Origin of the sequence: Butyrivibrio sp. ob235 (assembly GCF_900109475.1) — a bacterium.
GTDB lineage: Bacteria > Bacillota > Clostridia > Lachnospirales > Lachnospiraceae > Butyrivibrio.
Map to the genome: position 1 here is coordinate 69,900 of NZ_FOBE01000019.1, position 15,295 is coordinate 85,194.

At 42.9% G+C, this 15,295-nt stretch carries 21 protein-coding genes and 1 pseudogene; 3 read left to right on the forward strand and 19 right to left on the reverse strand.

Going from position 1 to position 15,295, the window contains the following annotated elements:
• Nucleotides 1–17: 17 nt before the first annotated feature.
• The 5 genes from BMW61_RS13440 to BMW61_RS23075 all read right to left on the reverse strand — a co-directional run bounded on the left by BMW61_RS13440 (nucleotide 18) and on the right by BMW61_RS23075 (nucleotide 4,193).
• Nucleotides 18–548 carry a nitroreductase family protein gene (locus BMW61_RS13440; RefSeq protein ID WP_091822843.1) on the reverse strand — a complete coding sequence of 177 codons (531 nt, stop codon included), beginning with the start codon at nucleotides 546–548 and terminating at the stop codon, nucleotides 18–20.
• A gap of 18 nt (nucleotides 549–566) precedes the next feature.
• Complete coding sequence (locus BMW61_RS13445; protein ID WP_091822846.1) at nucleotides 567–884, reverse strand: hypothetical protein; 318 nt, start codon at nucleotides 882–884, stop codon at nucleotides 567–569.
• Between the two features lie 82 nt (nucleotides 885–966).
• Nucleotides 967–3,531, reverse strand: coding sequence for a heavy metal translocating P-type ATPase (locus tag BMW61_RS13450; protein ID WP_091822849.1), 2,565 nt, complete (start codon nucleotides 3,529–3,531; stop codon nucleotides 967–969).
• Between the two features lie 12 nt (nucleotides 3,532–3,543).
• A complete protein-coding gene (locus tag BMW61_RS13455) occupies nucleotides 3,544–3,888 on the reverse strand; it encodes a metal-sensing transcriptional repressor (protein ID WP_022762836.1) in 345 nt (114 codons plus the stop codon).
• A gap of 164 nt (nucleotides 3,889–4,052) precedes the next feature.
• Nucleotides 4,053–4,193 (reverse strand): zinc-ribbon domain-containing protein, encoded by a 141-nt coding sequence (locus tag BMW61_RS23075; protein ID WP_139165219.1) that lies wholly within the window; start codon nucleotides 4,191–4,193, stop codon nucleotides 4,053–4,055.
• Between the two features lie 206 nt (nucleotides 4,194–4,399).
• Here BMW61_RS23075 and BMW61_RS21965 point away from each other — a divergent pair, with 206 nt between their 5' ends.
• Nucleotides 4,400–4,564: a hypothetical protein gene (locus BMW61_RS21965; protein ID WP_022762837.1), complete on the forward strand. Its 165-nt coding sequence runs from the start codon at nucleotides 4,400–4,402 to the stop codon at nucleotides 4,562–4,564.
• A gap of 68 nt (nucleotides 4,565–4,632) precedes the next feature.
• Here BMW61_RS21965 and BMW61_RS13460 read toward each other — a convergent pair whose 3' ends face one another.
• The 6 genes from BMW61_RS13460 to BMW61_RS13485 are packed head-to-tail and all read right to left on the reverse strand — an operon-like array spanning nucleotide 4,633 to nucleotide 8,424.
• Nucleotides 4,633–5,085, reverse strand: coding sequence for a PaaI family thioesterase (locus BMW61_RS13460; protein WP_022762838.1), 453 nt, complete (start codon nucleotides 5,083–5,085; stop codon nucleotides 4,633–4,635).
• 48 nt (nucleotides 5,086–5,133) lie between these two features.
• On the reverse strand, nucleotides 5,134–6,891 hold the full coding sequence (locus tag BMW61_RS13465; RefSeq protein ID WP_091822852.1) for a leucine-rich repeat domain-containing protein: 1,758 nt from the start codon (nucleotides 6,889–6,891) through the stop codon (nucleotides 5,134–5,136).
• 60 nt (nucleotides 6,892–6,951) lie between these two features.
• Complete coding sequence (locus tag BMW61_RS13470) at nucleotides 6,952–7,281, reverse strand: leucine-rich repeat protein (RefSeq protein ID WP_139176323.1); 330 nt, start codon at nucleotides 7,279–7,281, stop codon at nucleotides 6,952–6,954.
• A complete protein-coding gene (locus BMW61_RS13475) occupies nucleotides 7,247–7,510 on the reverse strand; it encodes a hypothetical protein (protein ID WP_022762841.1) in 264 nt (87 codons plus the stop codon). The genes BMW61_RS13470 and BMW61_RS13475 overlap by 35 nt, the downstream gene beginning before the upstream one ends.
• 25 nt (nucleotides 7,511–7,535) lie before the next feature.
• Nucleotides 7,536–8,087 carry an NUDIX hydrolase gene (locus BMW61_RS13480; protein ID WP_049944873.1) on the reverse strand — a complete coding sequence of 184 codons (552 nt, stop codon included), beginning with the start codon at nucleotides 8,085–8,087 and terminating at the stop codon, nucleotides 7,536–7,538.
• A gap of 4 nt (nucleotides 8,088–8,091) precedes the next feature.
• Complete coding sequence (locus tag BMW61_RS13485; RefSeq protein WP_022762843.1) at nucleotides 8,092–8,424, reverse strand: hypothetical protein; 333 nt, start codon at nucleotides 8,422–8,424, stop codon at nucleotides 8,092–8,094.
• A 229-nt stretch (nucleotides 8,425–8,653) separates the two neighbouring features.
• On the opposite strand from BMW61_RS13485, the gene BMW61_RS13490 reads away from it, so the two are divergent.
• Nucleotides 8,654–8,818, forward strand: coding sequence for a hypothetical protein (locus tag BMW61_RS13490; RefSeq protein WP_022762837.1), 165 nt, complete (start codon nucleotides 8,654–8,656; stop codon nucleotides 8,816–8,818).
• A 58-nt stretch (nucleotides 8,819–8,876) separates the two neighbouring features.
• Here the strand turns inward: BMW61_RS13490 and BMW61_RS22540 are convergent, their stop codons facing one another.
• From BMW61_RS22540 to BMW61_RS13520, 6 genes are all read right to left on the reverse strand, one after another.
• A complete protein-coding gene (locus tag BMW61_RS22540; RefSeq protein ID WP_242829931.1) occupies nucleotides 8,877–9,941 on the reverse strand; it encodes a rhodanese-like domain-containing protein in 1,065 nt (354 codons plus the stop codon).
• Nucleotides 9,938–10,429 (reverse strand): cupin domain-containing protein, encoded by a 492-nt coding sequence (locus BMW61_RS13505; RefSeq protein ID WP_091822862.1) that lies wholly within the window; start codon nucleotides 10,427–10,429, stop codon nucleotides 9,938–9,940. The genes BMW61_RS22540 and BMW61_RS13505 overlap by 4 nt, the downstream gene beginning before the upstream one ends.
• A gap of 18 nt (nucleotides 10,430–10,447) precedes the next feature.
• Entirely contained in the window at nucleotides 10,448–11,872 is a 1,425-nt protein-coding gene (locus BMW61_RS13510; RefSeq protein ID WP_091822865.1) for an MATE family efflux transporter, read from the reverse strand.
• 151 nt (nucleotides 11,873–12,023) lie between these two features.
• Nucleotides 12,024–12,185 carry a hypothetical protein gene (locus BMW61_RS21970; protein WP_170832914.1) on the reverse strand — a complete coding sequence of 54 codons (162 nt, stop codon included), beginning with the start codon at nucleotides 12,183–12,185 and terminating at the stop codon, nucleotides 12,024–12,026.
• A gap of 357 nt (nucleotides 12,186–12,542) precedes the next feature.
• Nucleotides 12,543–12,812, reverse strand: coding sequence for a hypothetical protein (locus tag BMW61_RS13515; protein ID WP_022763473.1), 270 nt, complete (start codon nucleotides 12,810–12,812; stop codon nucleotides 12,543–12,545).
• Nucleotides 12,809–13,768: an ADP-ribosylglycohydrolase family protein gene (locus tag BMW61_RS13520; RefSeq protein WP_139176325.1), complete on the reverse strand. Its 960-nt coding sequence runs from the start codon at nucleotides 13,766–13,768 to the stop codon at nucleotides 12,809–12,811. The genes BMW61_RS13515 and BMW61_RS13520 overlap by 4 nt, the downstream gene beginning before the upstream one ends.
• 209 nt (nucleotides 13,769–13,977) lie before the next feature.
• Between BMW61_RS13520 and BMW61_RS13525 the strand changes: the two genes are divergently transcribed.
• Entirely contained in the window at nucleotides 13,978–14,604 is a 627-nt protein-coding gene (locus BMW61_RS13525) for a flavodoxin family protein (RefSeq protein WP_026499219.1), read from the forward strand.
• 112 nt (nucleotides 14,605–14,716) lie between these two features.
• Here BMW61_RS13525 and BMW61_RS21975 read toward each other — a convergent pair whose 3' ends face one another.
• Nucleotides 14,717–14,869, reverse strand: a complete 153-nt coding sequence (locus BMW61_RS21975) for a hypothetical protein (protein WP_175475208.1) — start codon at nucleotides 14,867–14,869, stop codon at nucleotides 14,717–14,719.
• Between the two features lie 138 nt (nucleotides 14,870–15,007).
• Nucleotides 15,008–15,295, reverse strand: a pseudogene (locus tag BMW61_RS13530) (RNA-guided endonuclease InsQ/TnpB family protein); the annotation flags it as partial.

Here is a 15,295-nt window from a genome sequence, read left to right on the forward strand (position 1 = left end):
AATGCAGCTTTTATATATTAATTTCCCTGAAATCCATTAAACCATGCTCTCTCGGCAAACTCCTTCTTTTTCGGGGCTACCGACTCACCCTCGGCAATGCCCACCGGAAGAACGCATACCAGCTCATAGTCGTCGGGAACGTTCAGAATCTTCGCGATTTTATCTCCAATTCTGTCTTCATCAGTAATATGTCCCTCGTACCAGCAGCTCTGATATCCCAGGTCCACTATGGCGAGAAGCATGTTCTCAATTGCCGCGGAATAATCCTGCACCGCATAGCACCTGTCCCTGTACGCGTTGATTCTTTGAGTCAGAACGCAGATGAAAACCGGCGCAGTCTCAGCTATCGGCGGATCAATTACCGCTTTTACCTTCGCAAGTATCTCAGGATCATCGACACAAATCAGACTAGTAGTCTGCTTGTTGCATCCCGACGGCGCTGCCACTCCCGCCTGCATTATTATTATGAGATCCTCCCTCGGAACAGGATCCGGCTTGTATTTTCCGCGATAACTATGTCTATTGTTTATTGCCTCGATTACTCTCATGTAATGCCCTCATAATAATTAACAATACTTCTCAATATACTCACCGAAAAATGGCAATGTAATCTCTGCTATACCATATGACTTTGAGCTATCTTCGAGTAACCCCATTTTCTTCAACGCAGTACTATTTACCTGATAACTCCCCTTACCTTCTAGCTCCTCAAGAACTTCTTTTCTCTTCTTAGGACCTGAAGCAACTATTCTGAGAATTGCCCGTTCTCCATCAGGAAGTTCTTTCCATATCTTTTCGTAGCATTGAGAAAACAGCTCACTCTTTGCCTGCTTTAGAACATATTCTTCGCCCTTATCAATACAACCATTTACACCTCTAAACAAGTGTTTACACCTTTGAAATATAATTACAACTATTTACACGTTTTATATGAGTAAATGTCACTAAGCCTCTATCTACGCTCAATTACATGATTCCAACATACTCATATCCGGCTTCCGTAACAGCAGCCTTAATAGCAGCCTCATCCACGTCCTTGGAATTTGTAATGGTTACCAGATTCTCCTCGTGGGAAGCTACCGCTGATTCTATTCCGTCAATTGCCTCAAGCGCCTTCTTTACGTGAGCCTCACAGTGCTGACACATCATTCCGTTTACCTTAATCTTCATTTCTTTATTCTCCTTTTCTTTTGTATCATTTTCCTTTGTATCATTATCAACCCGAACTTCTTCTGATTGAATAATTCTATAATCAACAGCATTTTTCACGGACTTGTCCCTCGAGCCGTCATGAACCTTTATCCAGTTAAGTCTAAGCGCATTCGATACCACGCAGAAGCTTGAAAGTCCCATTGCTGCTGCCCCGAACATCGGATTGAGCGTCCATCCGAAGGCTGCCACATAGCATCCCGCAGCAAGAGGGATTCCGATCACATTATAGAAAAATGCCCAGAACAAGTTCTCGTGGATATTCCTGATAGTTGCTCTCGAAATTCTGATGGCTGCTGCAACGTCGCGGATACTGCTTTTCATAAGTACAACGTCAGCTGCATCTATGGCGATGTCCGTTCCTGCCCCGATGGCAATTCCAACGTCAGCGCGGGTTAGGGCTGGTGCGTCGTTTATTCCATCACCCACCATAGCAACCTTACCGTGCTCCATGAGCTTTTTGATAACAGACTCTTTCCCGTCCGGCAAAACTCCGGCAACAACCTCATCCACACCTGCCTGATCCGCAATTGCTCTTGCCGTGATCTCGTTGTCACCCGTCAGCATCACCACATGTATGCCCATTTTCTTGAGCTCGCTGACGGCCTGCGGTGTATCTTCCTTTATAGTGTCAGCTACAGCAATTATTCCGGCGAGCTTGTTATCCTTTGTGAAAAGAACCGGCGTTTTACCCTGGCCGGCAAGTTCATTCATGTGTGCAGCGGCGCTTTCCGGGATATCTGTGATAAATCTTACATTTCCTCCCGCAACTGCCACTCCGTCAAGCTTCGCCTTCAGTCCATTTCCTGAGAGCGCCTCAAACTCCGTTGTCTCCCTGAGCTCCACCGCCTTCTCTTTTGCGTAATCAATGATTGCCTTTGAAATAGGATGCTCACTCTTGGATTCCAGCGCATAAGCGACTGTCATCAACTCTTTTTCATCAAAACCGTCTGCCGGAATTACATCGGTAACCCGCATAATTCCTGTAGTAATCGTACCTGTCTTATCAAGCGCTACTATCTGTGTTTTTCCGGTAAGTTCCTGCACTGCTGCCGTCTTGAACAAAATTCCGTTTCTGGCACCAACACCGTTTCCGACCATTATCGCCACGGGAGTTGCAAGTCCCAAAGCGCACGGACAGCTGATTACCAGCACCGATACGGCTCTCGCAATCGCATAGCCGAAGGTCTGCCCGACGAGCAGCCACAAGATAAATGTTATAAACGCAATACCGATAACCACGGGTACAAATACGCCTGAAACTCTGTCGGCAATCTTGGCAATCGGTGCCTTGGTTGCGGCGGCGTCACTGACCATTCGTATGATTCCCGCAAGCGTGGTATCCTCGCCGACCTTTGTGGCCTCGCACACCATATACCCCGAAGTATTGATGGTTGCAGCTGAAACAGTATCTCCTGCCTGCTTCTCCACGGGAACGCTTTCTCCCGTGAGTGCGGACTCGTTAACAGCGCTCTCGCCCTCTTTCACAATACCGTCCACGGGTATGCTGTCTCCTGGCCTTACGACGAACCTGTCTCCGACCTTCACCTCATCGATCGAAACGGTTCTCTCTTGGTCGCCCTCAAGGATAACTGCCGTCTTGGGCGCAAGCTTCATAAGGGCTTTCAACGCGTCTGTGGTCTTACCCTTTGACCTCGCCTCAAGAGTTTTTCCTACCGTGATTAGTGTCAGGATCGTAGCCGCTGATTCAAAATAGAACTGATCCATGTAGTGCATTACCAGCTCCGTGTTCCCGGCCTTCACCGCACCCGTCATGGCGAAAAGTGCGTAGACACTGTATGCAAAAGAAGCTGTCGCTCCAAGGGCCACCAGGGTATCCATGTTCGGCGACCTGTGAATAAGCCCCTTAAAACCGCTGATGAAAAACTTCTGATTAATCACCATGATAAAGCCCGCTATCAGCAGCTCATACAATCCCATCGCCACATGGTTGCCGTCAAGAAACGGCGGAAGCGGCCAGTTCCACAGCATATGTCCCATCGAAACATACATGAGCGGCACCAGTAAAATCAGCGAAGCGATAAGTCTCTTCTTAAGTACAGGCGTCTCTGTATCCTTCAAGGAATCCTCGTAGTTATTGGCGGTAGCACCGGATTTTGCAGCACTTTTAACACTTGCACCATAGCCTGCTGCCTCTACTGCCTTAATTATTTCTTCCGGAGATGCGCTGCCTTCAACGCCCATCGAGTTTGTAAGAAGACTTACAGCACAGCTCTCAACCCCGTCCAGGGCATTTACAGCCTTCTCAACTCTCGTCTGGCATGCGGCGCAGCTCATTCCGGTTACATTATATTGTTCCATTTTTTCACCTACTTACTTCATGAGCTTTTGCAGTGTAACCACCAGCTCGTCAATAATCTCATCGTTACCTTCACGAATGTTTTCAGTCACGCAGGTCTTCATATGATTTGCTAAAAGAACCTTATTAAAACTGTTGAGGGCACTTGTAATCGCAGACACCTGCACCAGGATATCCGTGCAGTAAGCGTCGTTCTCCAGCATCCCTTCAACTCCGCGAACCTGCCCTTCTATTCTTTTGAGCCTGTTCATAAGATCTCTCTTTTCCTTATCATCTCTGTCCTTATGCTTACCAGAGCAATGCGGACAACTGCCTTCCATTTCTTCTATTTCTTCCATCTTGTTTTCGTTCTCTGACATATATTTCCTCCATAAATGATGGTTTTTCATGATGCACAAATACCCCACTAGGGTATACTGGATTTTCTCCAATATATACCCTAGTGGGGTATCTGTCAACTTAATTTATGCAATCCATTACTTGAACAGCGTGCTCGCTATATTGTACTTTGCTATGCCTGCAATCATCTTGCCAACCTCGGCGAGTTTCCGCAGTCAGGGCAAAACCTCTCATTGCCACTCAATTCTCTTCCACATTTCGCACATTTAGACATAAGACACCTCCTTATATTGATGTATCTCCGTGATTTCCTCTTTAATCTCATTCTATTCCAAAATGAGGTAAATCTAATCAGCCAAAATGTAACTTTTTTTCACAATTCCCCCTCAAAAAAAATAAAAATAAACATTGTAAATTGCTCTAAAGAAATTCGAAAGGCCAATCGATATATCATGTGTAAGCGAGAAAGAACATTCAAATGGCCAATGAGAATGAAAGAAAAAATAAGAAGAATAAACGGAGGTTTCTCTTATGTATATGTACGAATTATTTCTTTCAACAGATGTAGAAGGCAAGAAGATCCACTTTATCCAGACAAATCATAAGGTTGACAATCTTGAGAAATGGCTTGGAAAACTTGTAAAAGATAATACAATTACTGAAGACGTAGCTAACGCAGTTACTTTCGTTTGGTAATATAAATATATAGTCACTACCGGAGAATCCCTAAACAGGATTCTCCTTTTTATTTTATGTAGCCCCTTCTAGAACTTCAAATTATCTCCGAGTACCGGGACCTTACTTGCGAAGAAGGAAAACTCTCCGCTGTCCAAAAGATTCCCCGCATCATCAGTAACCCTGATGTCAAATACCAGGATATGTTTACCGGTTTTAAGTTTCATGCACTCACAGTAGATGTATTCCGTGTTGACCGCAGGCAACAGGAAATTTAAATTTGCAGATACTGTCGTAACATAATATCCGCTCATGCTTGCCGTCGCACCGGCCATTACATCAACAAAAGAAAGAAGTGCTCCGCCATGGATACTGCCGTATGTGTTGTGAAGTCTTGTATCACATTTGACCCTAGACTTGCTATATGTGGGGCTAAGCTCCATCACCTCAAATCCTATAAACTTGTTGTATTCGTTGTCATAAAGCTCAGCGAGCATTTTCTCCCTGATTGCATTTTCTTTTTCAGTACGTGCCTTACGCATTTTCTCTCCTTAGCTATCTAAAAAAATCCTAAATCTATTATCAATCACTTACCGCATGACATTAACTACTTTAACATCCGACCAGGCGCCTGAATACTCTTTTCCCGAAATCTTCTTGAAGCTTCTGATTCTGACATAGTAATTTTTACCGGCCTTCAGACCTTTTATATTGGCTTTAGTGACATTCTTCTTGCTTATTATGACCTTTTTCGTCTTTTTCTTTTTGAATTTCTTATTAGTGGAAAGCTGAATCTCATAGCTGTTCCCGGCAGTATTCTTATTCCATTTCAGTGTGAGTTGCTTTTTATGTTTACTCTTTGCCAAAGTAATATCCGTCTTACCGGGAAGGATTTTGAAAGTTGTTGAAGCCGATCCGCTGCAAAAGCCTTGACCTGTTACTGTAACTAAAGCAGTTCCGACCGCCTTATTACTCTGGTAATTCACTTTATATTCAGAACTATCCAGGAGTTTCCCGCTTTTATCTGTTACAACAACTTCAGGCTTTATAAGCTTTCCCGTGTAGGTATACGACTTTTCCGAAACCTCAACCCTGCCTATTGTAGTATTGACGGATGCTACATTTATTCCATTTCTGACCGCAAATCCGTATGCCAGATTTCTGTTATCAATAATTGTATATAAAGTTAATCCCTTTATCAGTTCATATTTTCCGGAGGCATTTTGTTTGAAACCAAAGGCGTAATCACCACAAGTTGATACCATTCCTCCGATAACCAGTTTTGATAATGAAGTACAATTTAAAAAATCTTTTCCTCCCAAATACATAACCTTCGGGAAATATGCAGAAGTTAAGGAAGTACAGCCGGTAAATGTGTTGCCCCAGAGAGTAGTTGCGCCGGGAAGGCTTATGGTCTTTAAACTTGTGCAATTTGAAAATGCCTCGTCCTCTATACTCTCTGCTTTCGGAGCACTAACCGATGTCAGTGACGTACAATCCGAAAAACCGTTTTTTCCAATCGTTCTCGCTTTAGGGAGGCTTACTTTCTCAAGACTTCCACAGCCCTTGAAGCACTCTCCCCATGCATATTCAGCGTTAGGAAAATTGACAGATTTCAGGCTTACACAGTTTAAAAACAAATCGCTTCCTACTTCCTTGGCACTCGGAAAATCAGCTGACTCCAACGCAGTACAATCCTCGCATACATTAACTCCAAATTCAGTTACCTTAGGAAAAGAAACCGCGGTAAGGCTGGTACACCCGGAAAAAACATAGCAGCTTATCTTGGTAGCCACCGGAAGAGATACACTTTTCAGCATCGGACAATCCTGAAAAACACATTTTCCTGTACCGGTAACTTTGGGGAAACTCACTTCTTCAAGTGCACTGCATTCTTTAAAAGCATTGAACGGAAGATAGGTAATCATAGGAATATTTACATTTTTCAGTGAAGTGCAGGCGTAGAAAATCCATTCTCCGATAATTGTGGTTTTAGGAAAACTTACAGATTCAAGATCTCTGCAAAACATAAAAGCTCTCTCGGATATGTTTGTTATGCTGTTTCCGGTCACGCTTCTTATATTTCTGCATGATTGAAATGCACTGCCTTCGATTCCTGTAACAGGAAGCCCGTTTATTGTTTCGGGAATGACTACCGTTTGCTCGTTACCTTCATAGCCGCAAATTTGTACATAGCCCTCAGGATATGTTTTGTATTCAAATCCATCAGCAGTTTTTGAATAAGCAGAAGCCTTCACCGCTGAAAATGGCGCAAACTGCACTAATAAAATCAGCGCGATGACATATAGCCAATTAATTGTAAATCTTGTTTGTATTTCATGTTTCATTTTTCATACCTCTCCCCGATTATATCTTTGCCAGATTATTTACCAGTGTATACTAAGCAATCAATATTTATACATCTTAATTACCACATTCTTGGGCACAGCCTTCTTAAGTACTTTTCTGACTCTATTGTAGAACTTTTTATTTTTTGTTCTGATGAAAATTGTAACCTTATTTTTCTTATTGAGACCCGTAAAAGCATTTTCATCTACTTTCTTGAGATCTGTTGCTATATAAATTTCTTTAAGATTACTATAACCCTTAAATGCTGCTTTTCCGATAGTTGTGACAGGATAGTTGTAGCCTCCGATTTTAACTGATTCATTAATTTCAACCATCTCAGCTCCCATGCCCTCTTCAGTGATAGGCTTGAATGTCAGCAAAACCGTCATCGTGATTGTCGCCAACGATAAGGCTTTTCGTCTCACTTATCTCTAAAGCTGATAACTCGCCATCCTTGTCCTTGTCGCATTTTTCGCTAACAATTTTCCTAAATCCGTCATCAGGAAAATTGCCGGAATCAATTGCAACACCCCCGACAGCTTTAACGCTGACTCCACTAAAAAGCATGCATGCAGCTGCAATACATGCACCATATGCAACATGAAAAGCTTTTTTCATTATGTCCCCCTTTTTACCGATAAAATCACTTTATATCCGTCACTTGCAACAATTTTTCTGTAAGCATCAGACCGGAAATTGTCCCGTTTACCTTTATTTCATTTGAAACACACATATCGATTGCCTTTTTCAGTGGAATGAATTCAAACTCGATATCCTCGGATATTTCGAGCTTCTGTCCGGAACACTTCCTTACATTCTTCGCCAAAAAGATATTAACAACATTTGTATCTTTGGTAGGATAGTCATACCCGGAAATTAGTTTAATCCATTCATCCGAAGTATATCCTGTTTCTTCAAGTAGTTCTCTTTTTGCAGTTTCTAACGCATTATTGCCTTCCTCTATTACTCCACCCGGTAATTCATATAAGAACTCGTCTACAGGATATCTGTATTCTTTCTTGATCAAAACATTATTTTCTTCATCAAGTGCAACTATAAGTGATACATTTTTCTTCTCAAATACATAGAAATCATCCATGGTCGATCCATTTGGCAGAAGAACCTTATCTTTTGCCAATGTAACCCATCTGTTCCTCACAACATATTCTCTGTCCAACTGCTGCCATTTATCCATCAATTTATCCTTCCAGGTATTCCACCGTTTTCCCATGCGCCAATGCATACTCAATCTCAGACCTTGTGCTGTCCCCGATGTAATTACCCACATTGATCACATATATTCCGTCCGCCATGTCGATCTTGCGTTTATGCATATCATCGAGCATTTCCTTAGTCTTGGTGAGCGTTCCTTCATCCATATTTTCCCAGACTTCCTGGTCTCCGGAATGCCCGAACAGCCCAACGCTTATAACAATACATCCCTGCAGAGTGAGCCTCTTCTGAGCTTCCATGAATTCATTCTTGAAACGTGTACTTCCGCAAAGCGTTATTACCTTATATCCTCCAACCATGAAAACCTCCCCATCCTATCTTGGCCAGATTATTTTTCACAACTTTTTACCCTCATCTATTGTAATATTTTTTCACGATTTTGCTCTAAAAAAAATAAAAATAAACATTGTAATTTGCTCTAAAGAAAATCGAAAGGCCTATCGATATAGTTTATGTAAGCGAGAAAGAACATTCAAATGGCCAATGAGAATGAAAGAAAAGAATAAGAAAAAAATGGAGGTTTCTCTTATGTATATGTACGAATTATTTCTTTCAACAGATGTAGAAGGCAAAAAGATCCACTTTATCCAGACAAATCATAAGGTTGACAATCTTGAGAAATGGCTTGGAAAGCTTGTAAAAGATAATACAATTACTGAAGACGTAGCTAACGCAGTTACTTTCGTTTGGTAATATAAATATATAGTTGATGATGGAGGATTCTTGAATAGAATCCTCCTTTTTTATGGTATCATTCAAGAACCAGTTCTTCGCCCGGCTTGAGTATTATCCTCCCCGGTACGTCGAAACTTTCAGCCACCGCCTGATCAAAGCAGTTCGTTTTATCCGCAGGAATCATGTGATAGGGTATGTTGTGCTTTGCGCCTACAGTTTTGGCACACTCTATCGCTTCCTGCACATCCATGTTGTAAACTCCGTCGCAGCAGAAAAATGCGTAATCGAGATTTCTCTGTGCAAGTTCCTGCATCTGCGGCGTCGTAGAGGTATCTCCTGAAAGATACAGCGTCACACCATTGGAAAAAGTAAGGATAAATCCCACACATTGCTTTGCATCATGATTCTTGTTGTAGCCTGCCTCCACAGCTTCAACCTTTACATATCCGAGGTCAAAACTCTGATGCTGCCCTCCGCTTAATGCTTCCTCCCACGAGATAGTCTCACAATCAGGATTCTTTGTGGTTATCGTATCCGTTTGCGTGTGATCATAATGTCCATGTGTCATGAGTATCAGATCTGCAGGCACATCATAGCCCTCCCCTGCAAATGGATCCACATAAATCACCTTTCCCTCAGTTGTGGTGATCCTCATGCTCGCATGTCCCTGGTACAAAAGTTTTGCTGCTCCCATTTCCTCTCCTCCGTTTTCTGTTTCGTTATTGTTATTTATTTCAATATCCCCGGTCCAGTCGATGATCCCTCCGAATTCATAAACATTTGAATATCCCATATCCGCAAGCTTCTGCGACGCTTCCTTACTGCGCCTTCCGCTCCTGCAATAGACGAGTATTATCTGATTGGGGTCAGGAAGTTCCTCAGGCGGATCCACATCAATGCTTTCATTCGGAATTAAAATCGCGCCCGGAATATGCCCCTCTGCATACTCATCCTCCCTGCGGACATCGACGATAACATGGCCATCGTCTTTTTCCATCATCTCTTTCGCCACGTCCTGCGATATCTGAGTATACTGAAATGTTTGTATCATCCCATCGCCATCCATGACCTGGCTTCTTTCGCTGCAGGCTGTAAACAGCAAAAGGAACATCACACAAAAAGTAACCCACCATTTTTTCATAAGCTTCCCTCATCTTCATAGGCAAGGTACAGAATTCTATCTGCATTTTTACCGCATATCTCACCTATTTCGTGCTGCCCGACAAGCCTGAATCCTTCGTAAGAAAACTTGGGTGCAGTCATGCATGACATGAAGCAGTACCCGTCTTTTTCAAGATTTTCCGCAGCAAAAATGGCCCCTTTCGGTATAACTATCATTGCCCTCTCACCTTTTTCTATATCCTGTCCAAGGCACAATTCCTCGATTTTGCCATCAGTAATAGATGTGATTTTCACTGAGCAGCCTTCATGGTGATACCATATCTCCTCACAATCTATCTGATGAAAATGAGATATCTCTTCTCCAACAAGAAGGAAATATATACTGCCGGCCAGAGCTCGGTTTTCTTTTTCTACCGCCGCCGTGTAAACTTCTGAAAACCAGCCTCCCTCAGAATGTGCTTCCAGGGCATAAGTTTCTTTTAGTTTTTCTATCCTCTTTGCATCCATATTATTTTCCAACTTCAACTATATTATCTTTTTATTCATCCATTTTCCGGTCTTGAATCGCCAGATATCAAGAGCTGCCTTAATGCACCAGTCAAGCACCATTGCTAGAGCTATTCCTATTACACCCATGCCCATCCACAGAGCAAGGATAAATGACAGGACTGTCCTGCAGATAACTGTGGCAAATATCGATGCCCACATCGTGAATTTTACATCACCCGCAGCTCGAAGCCCCGATGAAAGTGGGCCTGAAAAAGGCTGAACCAGCGCAGAAAACAGATTGTGTATCGCAACTATTATCAAAATCAGCCGCTTTGTCTCATCCGAAAGATTATACAAAGTAAGCAAAACCGGCGTCAGTGCCATTACCATCACATTCCAAATGATTGCCAACACAAGCGATAATCTCGTAAGCTTTCTTATATTCCACTCAGCCGCCTCATAGTCGCCGGCGCCCACACACTGTCCGACAACTGTGATGAAAACTGTTCCCATTGACATGCCCATGCATGCAGCCAGTGACCAGAATGTCTGTCCTGTGGTATTTGCAGCTATCTGCGATGTCCCAAAAGTTGCGGTAAGCATACCCAGAACAACCTTTGCCGCCTGAAAAAGTGTATTTTCAATGGAATTCGGAATTGCCACACCTAATATGCGCCTTGCCATAGCTGCATTCAGGCGAAGAGAATCCTTTATATTTATACTGATTCTTTTGGCACCGAGCACATTAAGTCTTTTAAGAATATCATCAGATGTCCTTGTCTCAAGGCACAGCACGGTCATAATAACCGCAGCCACATACCATGAGATTGTTGTCGGCCATGCTACTCCGGCAGCGCCTGCCTTCAGTACAAATATTCCTATTGCATTCCCGACCACATTAACCAAGTTTGCAATAAATGAGACCCACATGGTTACTCTGGTCTGCCCCATGGCACGAAAAACAGCTGTCCCCGCATTATAGATAGCATTTGCCGGAAAAGACCAGGCCACTATCCACATGTATGTCTTGCAGGCCGCCATCGTATCCGCCTCTGCCTTGGGATACATAGCCTGCAGAAGTGCTGATCCGAAAACAAGCATCATCACCATGCATACAATCGAAAGCACCCCACCTATAAAAAATATCTGCGAAGCTGAAAGATCAGCATTATCCTTCTCTTTGCTCCCAATGTATTGAGATACAACTACCGATCCTCCTGCGGAAATAGCAGTAAACAAATATATGAATATGGTGTAGACCATAGTATCAAGTCCTACACCTGCAACTACGGCTTCTCCGGCGTAACTAACCATCATTGTATCTGCAAGTCCTACCACCATCTGAAGAAGCTGCTCAATAAGAAGCGGCACAATCATCGCTTTTAATGCAGCATTGCTGAACCGTTTCCGGTCATCCGACAAATATGTACTTGGTTCTATTATTCTCTCCGCAATATTCATACCCATTTTCAGCAAATAATGTATTTATATTTCAAAATCAGATTACTTCTTAGTTCGATTAAATTGTTACCAATATTATAACTTAAAACTCCCCGGAGTACTGACCAAAATCAACACTCCGGGGATTCATTGCATCCATTTCTTTTAAAGATCAAAGTGTGAATGTTGCTCCAAAAGCTACTGCCATCTTCTCTTTGTTATAAAAAGCTGAAAGCTTCTCAAGGCATTCATCATACATTTTGCGAACTGCTTCGTTTCTCTGTACTCTCTTAACTTCTGCTTTGCGTGTATCCTGAACATCATTAAATCTCATAATATTTACCTCTTTCTTTGTTGTGGTATTTGTTAGCCGTTTGGCTGTTTCTTTTCTCTTTCTGAGCTTATAATATTACTTCCCGGGTTATGAGAACACCAAATTTATTTGTTTTCATTTCTATCTGTTGGTTGTTTATTTCTTACTTCACGGCCTTCACGACGTCACGGTGAATAGTAGCCCGAGATTTCCGTCAGCCACTTCACACAATTCTGTGTTTTCAGCATTTTCTTCTATTACACAGACTCTTGCTATTATGTGGATCTGTGCTTTTTATTTTTTCTTCCAAAACACAGACTATATATTGGTTGCCTTCTGTGTTTTTAACTTTTTCTTCCATAACACAGACCCCTGGCACTATAGTCTTCTGTGCTTTCGACATTTTTCTCCATAGCACAGACTCCTTCTGCCATGCCCTTCTGTGTTTCCTACATTTTCCTCCAAAACACAGACTCCTTCTGCCATGTCCTTCTGTGTTTCTTTCATTTTCCTCCAAAACACAGATAGTCCTTCATAAATCATCTGTGTTTTTTGTTTTTTGCATAAAACACAGATTCTCCAGTGATAGTCATCTGTGTTTTTGAACCTTTCCCTCAAATCACAGATATCCTCACAAAATGCCTTCATTTGGCCTCCACGTCACACCTCTCCTCAATCCACTCCCGCCTCTGGATCACCTCAAGCCAGTCAGAAGGGATAGCGTCATAACCATAGAAAATACCTGCAAGTCCACCTGCGATAGCGCCTATGGTATCGGTATCCTCACCGAGGTTCACTGCCTTAAGCTCGCACTCTTCGAAGCTGCCTGTAGTTGCAAGGCACCAAATAGCTGCCTCAAGAGAATCCACCACATAGCCGCTGCTTTTGATATCCTTTTCAGGGAGCTCTGAAAACGCCTCAATATCCCTGATTCTGTCATAATATGCAAGCTCATCATTCCCGTATTTTTCAGTAGCACCCCCGTATTTATCAGAATTCTTCTCATAAAAATCAAAAGCAGCCGTCACACCTCTCTGAAGCCGCTCCTTCAAAGGTCCCTCCACATCCAAAATCGACTTCATGCAAAAGTAATAAATCCCGCAAGCCATCTTGCTTCTCATGTGCCCATGGGTGAGTGCGGAAACGCGGTGAATCAAGTCTACAGCCTCCTCACCGGACAATCCCGAGACATATCCATATATACACGCCGGCAGGATTCTCATAAGAGAGCCATTCCCATTATCATGTTCCGACGTTCCGCCGCAGGTCACGGCGTCGTGAGTCCTCTTATATTTCTCAATGGCAATCATTGTCCCACGACCTATATCAAAAGACATTCCGAAAGGCGTGTACTCACCGTCATCCAGCCATTCCACAAACCTATTCATGATATCGGTTGTATCTACACTTTTCCTGTCGCCGATACTGCTAAGGAGCGCAAGCGTAAGACTACTGTCATCCGTCCAAGACCCTGCCGGCAAATTAAAAGTCCCATAGCCAATCATCTTCTTCACCGGATCAGCCTTAACCTCCTGCCTTGTTCTAAACTGCACCGGACACCCCAGCGCATCACCGACAACCACCCCATCACTCCTGCGAGCCATAAGTTCTTAATATCCTTACCGTTAGCATCATTCTTCATCATGATATTTCCGCTCCTTTCATCTTTTTATTCACTATACCCAATCCACAACCTGAAAAGGTAACCTCACAGGCGACTGCACGATTCACCATAACTATTATTAAAAATTCAATATATTTACTTTTTTGTTATAATATTGTTAGCAATTTGTTTGTAAAAAGGAGGTTTTCTATGGCGAAGGTATTGTTACTGAATGGCAGTCCGAGGGCAAATGGCTGCACAGCAACTGCTCTTGATGAGATGGTAAAAGTTTTCCGGGAAGAAGGGATTGATACAGAGATAATTCATGTTGGAAATAAGGATATTCGTGGCTGCGTTGCCTGCGGATATTGCGCTCAAAATGGGAAATGTGTTGTTAATGACCTTGTTAATGAGGTTGCTCCAAAACTTGAAGAGGCAGATGGTCTGGTGGTTGGAAGCCCTGTTTACTATGCTTCTCCGAATGGAACAATACTCTCGTTCATGGACAGATTGTTCTATAGCACATCTTTTTCAAAGCATCTTAAAGTTGGCGCAGCGATCGTCAGCGCCAGAAGAGGCGGCAATACTGCGACTTTTGATGTACTAAATAAGTACTTCACAATAAGCGGAATGCCTGTGGCTTCAAGCACTTATTGGAATCAGGTTCATGGCTTTACAGCAGAGGATGTAAAGAAGGATCTTGAGGGCCTTCAGACTATGCGAAACCTCGCAAGAAATATGGCGTTCATGATCAAGGCGTTCGCCGACGCAAAGGAAAAATATGGCGCTCCAGAGATGGAAAGGGAATCCTTTACAAGTTTTCCTGATGGAAAATAGGGAATCATATACAAGCTTTCCCGATAGAAAAAAAGAGAAATACCCGGATACAAACCAAATGTATCCGGGCATTTTAAATTCAGTCCTTTACTTACTTATAGCCTTCATGTAATTATCTGCTGGCACCGCCACCGTCGGAACTTCCTCCACCAAAGGAGCTTCCTGAGTCTCCGCCTCCGAAAGAGGAACCGGAATCAAAGAAGTTGGTGAATGAATCACTGGAAAATCTATGGTATAACCTCTCCCTTGCCTCCCAGATATGCATGTCTCCGTCATGATCTTTCGCCCATTTCTTTTTTTCGAAATGCTCTATTATAGATGGTAATACGAATAATACAAAAAACCCAACTATGACAATCAGAATGAACTGCCTCCACCGACTCTGCGTCGGAAGAGGTTTCTGTTATGCCGCAGAGCGGCATGAACCTTTGGGATGCTTAGTGCATCCCAAAGAACAGGGCATGTCCACTATGCCTCTATCCCATTGGGTTACCTTTGGGAATACTTTTCTTAAGATATTTGCAGCTCCATTTATATCTGCATTTGTTATTGTCCCATCGTAGTGCCTGTAGAGTCCACGCTTTATCCTTTTTCCCGAAAAAACATAGTCAGACTTCCTGCCCTTTTTATACACAGGGATCTCATCCATCGCAAGGAAATCCGCTTTGGATGTATAGCTCTCTTCTGTAAG

What these genes read in the sequence shown, in the direction of transcription:
- BMW61_RS13440 (WP_091822843.1), bottom strand. Translation starts at nt 548, where the DNA reads ATGAGAGTAATCGAGGCAATAAACAATAGACATAGTTATCGCGGAAAA.
- BMW61_RS13450 (WP_091822849.1), bottom strand. Translation starts at nt 3,531, where the DNA reads ATGGAACAATATAATGTAACCGGAATGAGCTGCGCCGCATGCCAGACG.
- BMW61_RS13455 (WP_022762836.1), bottom strand. Translation starts at nt 3,888, where the DNA reads ATGTCAGAGAACGAAAACAAGATGGAAGAAATAGAAGAAATGGAAGGC.
- BMW61_RS23075 (WP_139165219.1), bottom strand. Translation starts at nt 4,193, where the DNA reads ATGAGATTAAAGAGGAAATCACGGAGATACATCAATATAAGGAGGTGT.
- BMW61_RS21965 (WP_022762837.1), top strand. Translation starts at nt 4,400, where the DNA reads ATGTATATGTACGAATTATTTCTTTCAACAGATGTAGAAGGCAAGAAG.
- BMW61_RS13460 (WP_022762838.1), bottom strand. Translation starts at nt 5,085, where the DNA reads ATGCGTAAGGCACGTACTGAAAAAGAAAATGCAATCAGGGAGAAAATG.
- BMW61_RS13465 (WP_091822852.1), bottom strand. Translation starts at nt 6,891, where the DNA reads ATGAAACATGAAATACAAACAAGATTTACAATTAATTGGCTATATGTC.
- BMW61_RS13470 (WP_139176323.1), bottom strand. Translation starts at nt 7,281, where the DNA reads ATGACGGTTTTGCTGACATTCAAGCCTATCACTGAAGAGGGCATGGGA.
- BMW61_RS13475 (WP_022762841.1), bottom strand. Translation starts at nt 7,510, where the DNA reads ATGAAAAAAGCTTTTCATGTTGCATATGGTGCATGTATTGCAGCTGCA.
- BMW61_RS13480 (WP_049944873.1), bottom strand. Translation starts at nt 8,087, where the DNA reads ATGGATAAATGGCAGCAGTTGGACAGAGAATATGTTGTGAGGAACAGA.
- BMW61_RS13485 (WP_022762843.1), bottom strand. Translation starts at nt 8,424, where the DNA reads ATGGTTGGAGGATATAAGGTAATAACGCTTTGCGGAAGTACACGTTTC.
- BMW61_RS13490 (WP_022762837.1), top strand. Translation starts at nt 8,654, where the DNA reads ATGTATATGTACGAATTATTTCTTTCAACAGATGTAGAAGGCAAAAAG.
- BMW61_RS22540 (WP_242829931.1), bottom strand. Translation starts at nt 9,941, where the DNA reads ATGAAAAAATGGTGGGTTACTTTTTGTGTGATGTTCCTTTTGCTGTTT.
- BMW61_RS13505 (WP_091822862.1), bottom strand. Translation starts at nt 10,429, where the DNA reads ATGGATGCAAAGAGGATAGAAAAACTAAAAGAAACTTATGCCCTGGAA.
- BMW61_RS13510 (WP_091822865.1), bottom strand. Translation starts at nt 11,872, where the DNA reads ATGAATATTGCGGAGAGAATAATAGAACCAAGTACATATTTGTCGGAT.
- BMW61_RS21970 (WP_170832914.1), bottom strand. Translation starts at nt 12,185, where the DNA reads ATGAGATTTAATGATGTTCAGGATACACGCAAAGCAGAAGTTAAGAGA.
- BMW61_RS13515 (WP_022763473.1), bottom strand. Translation starts at nt 12,812, where the DNA reads ATGAAGGCATTTTGTGAGGATATCTGTGATTTGAGGGAAAGGTTCAAA.
- BMW61_RS13520 (WP_139176325.1), bottom strand. Translation starts at nt 13,768, where the DNA reads ATGGCTCGCAGGAGTGATGGGGTGGTTGTCGGTGATGCGCTGGGGTGT.
- BMW61_RS13525 (WP_026499219.1), top strand. Translation starts at nt 13,978, where the DNA reads ATGGCGAAGGTATTGTTACTGAATGGCAGTCCGAGGGCAAATGGCTGC.
- BMW61_RS21975 (WP_175475208.1), bottom strand. Translation starts at nt 14,869, where the DNA reads ATGCATATCTGGGAGGCAAGGGAGAGGTTATACCATAGATTTTCCAGT.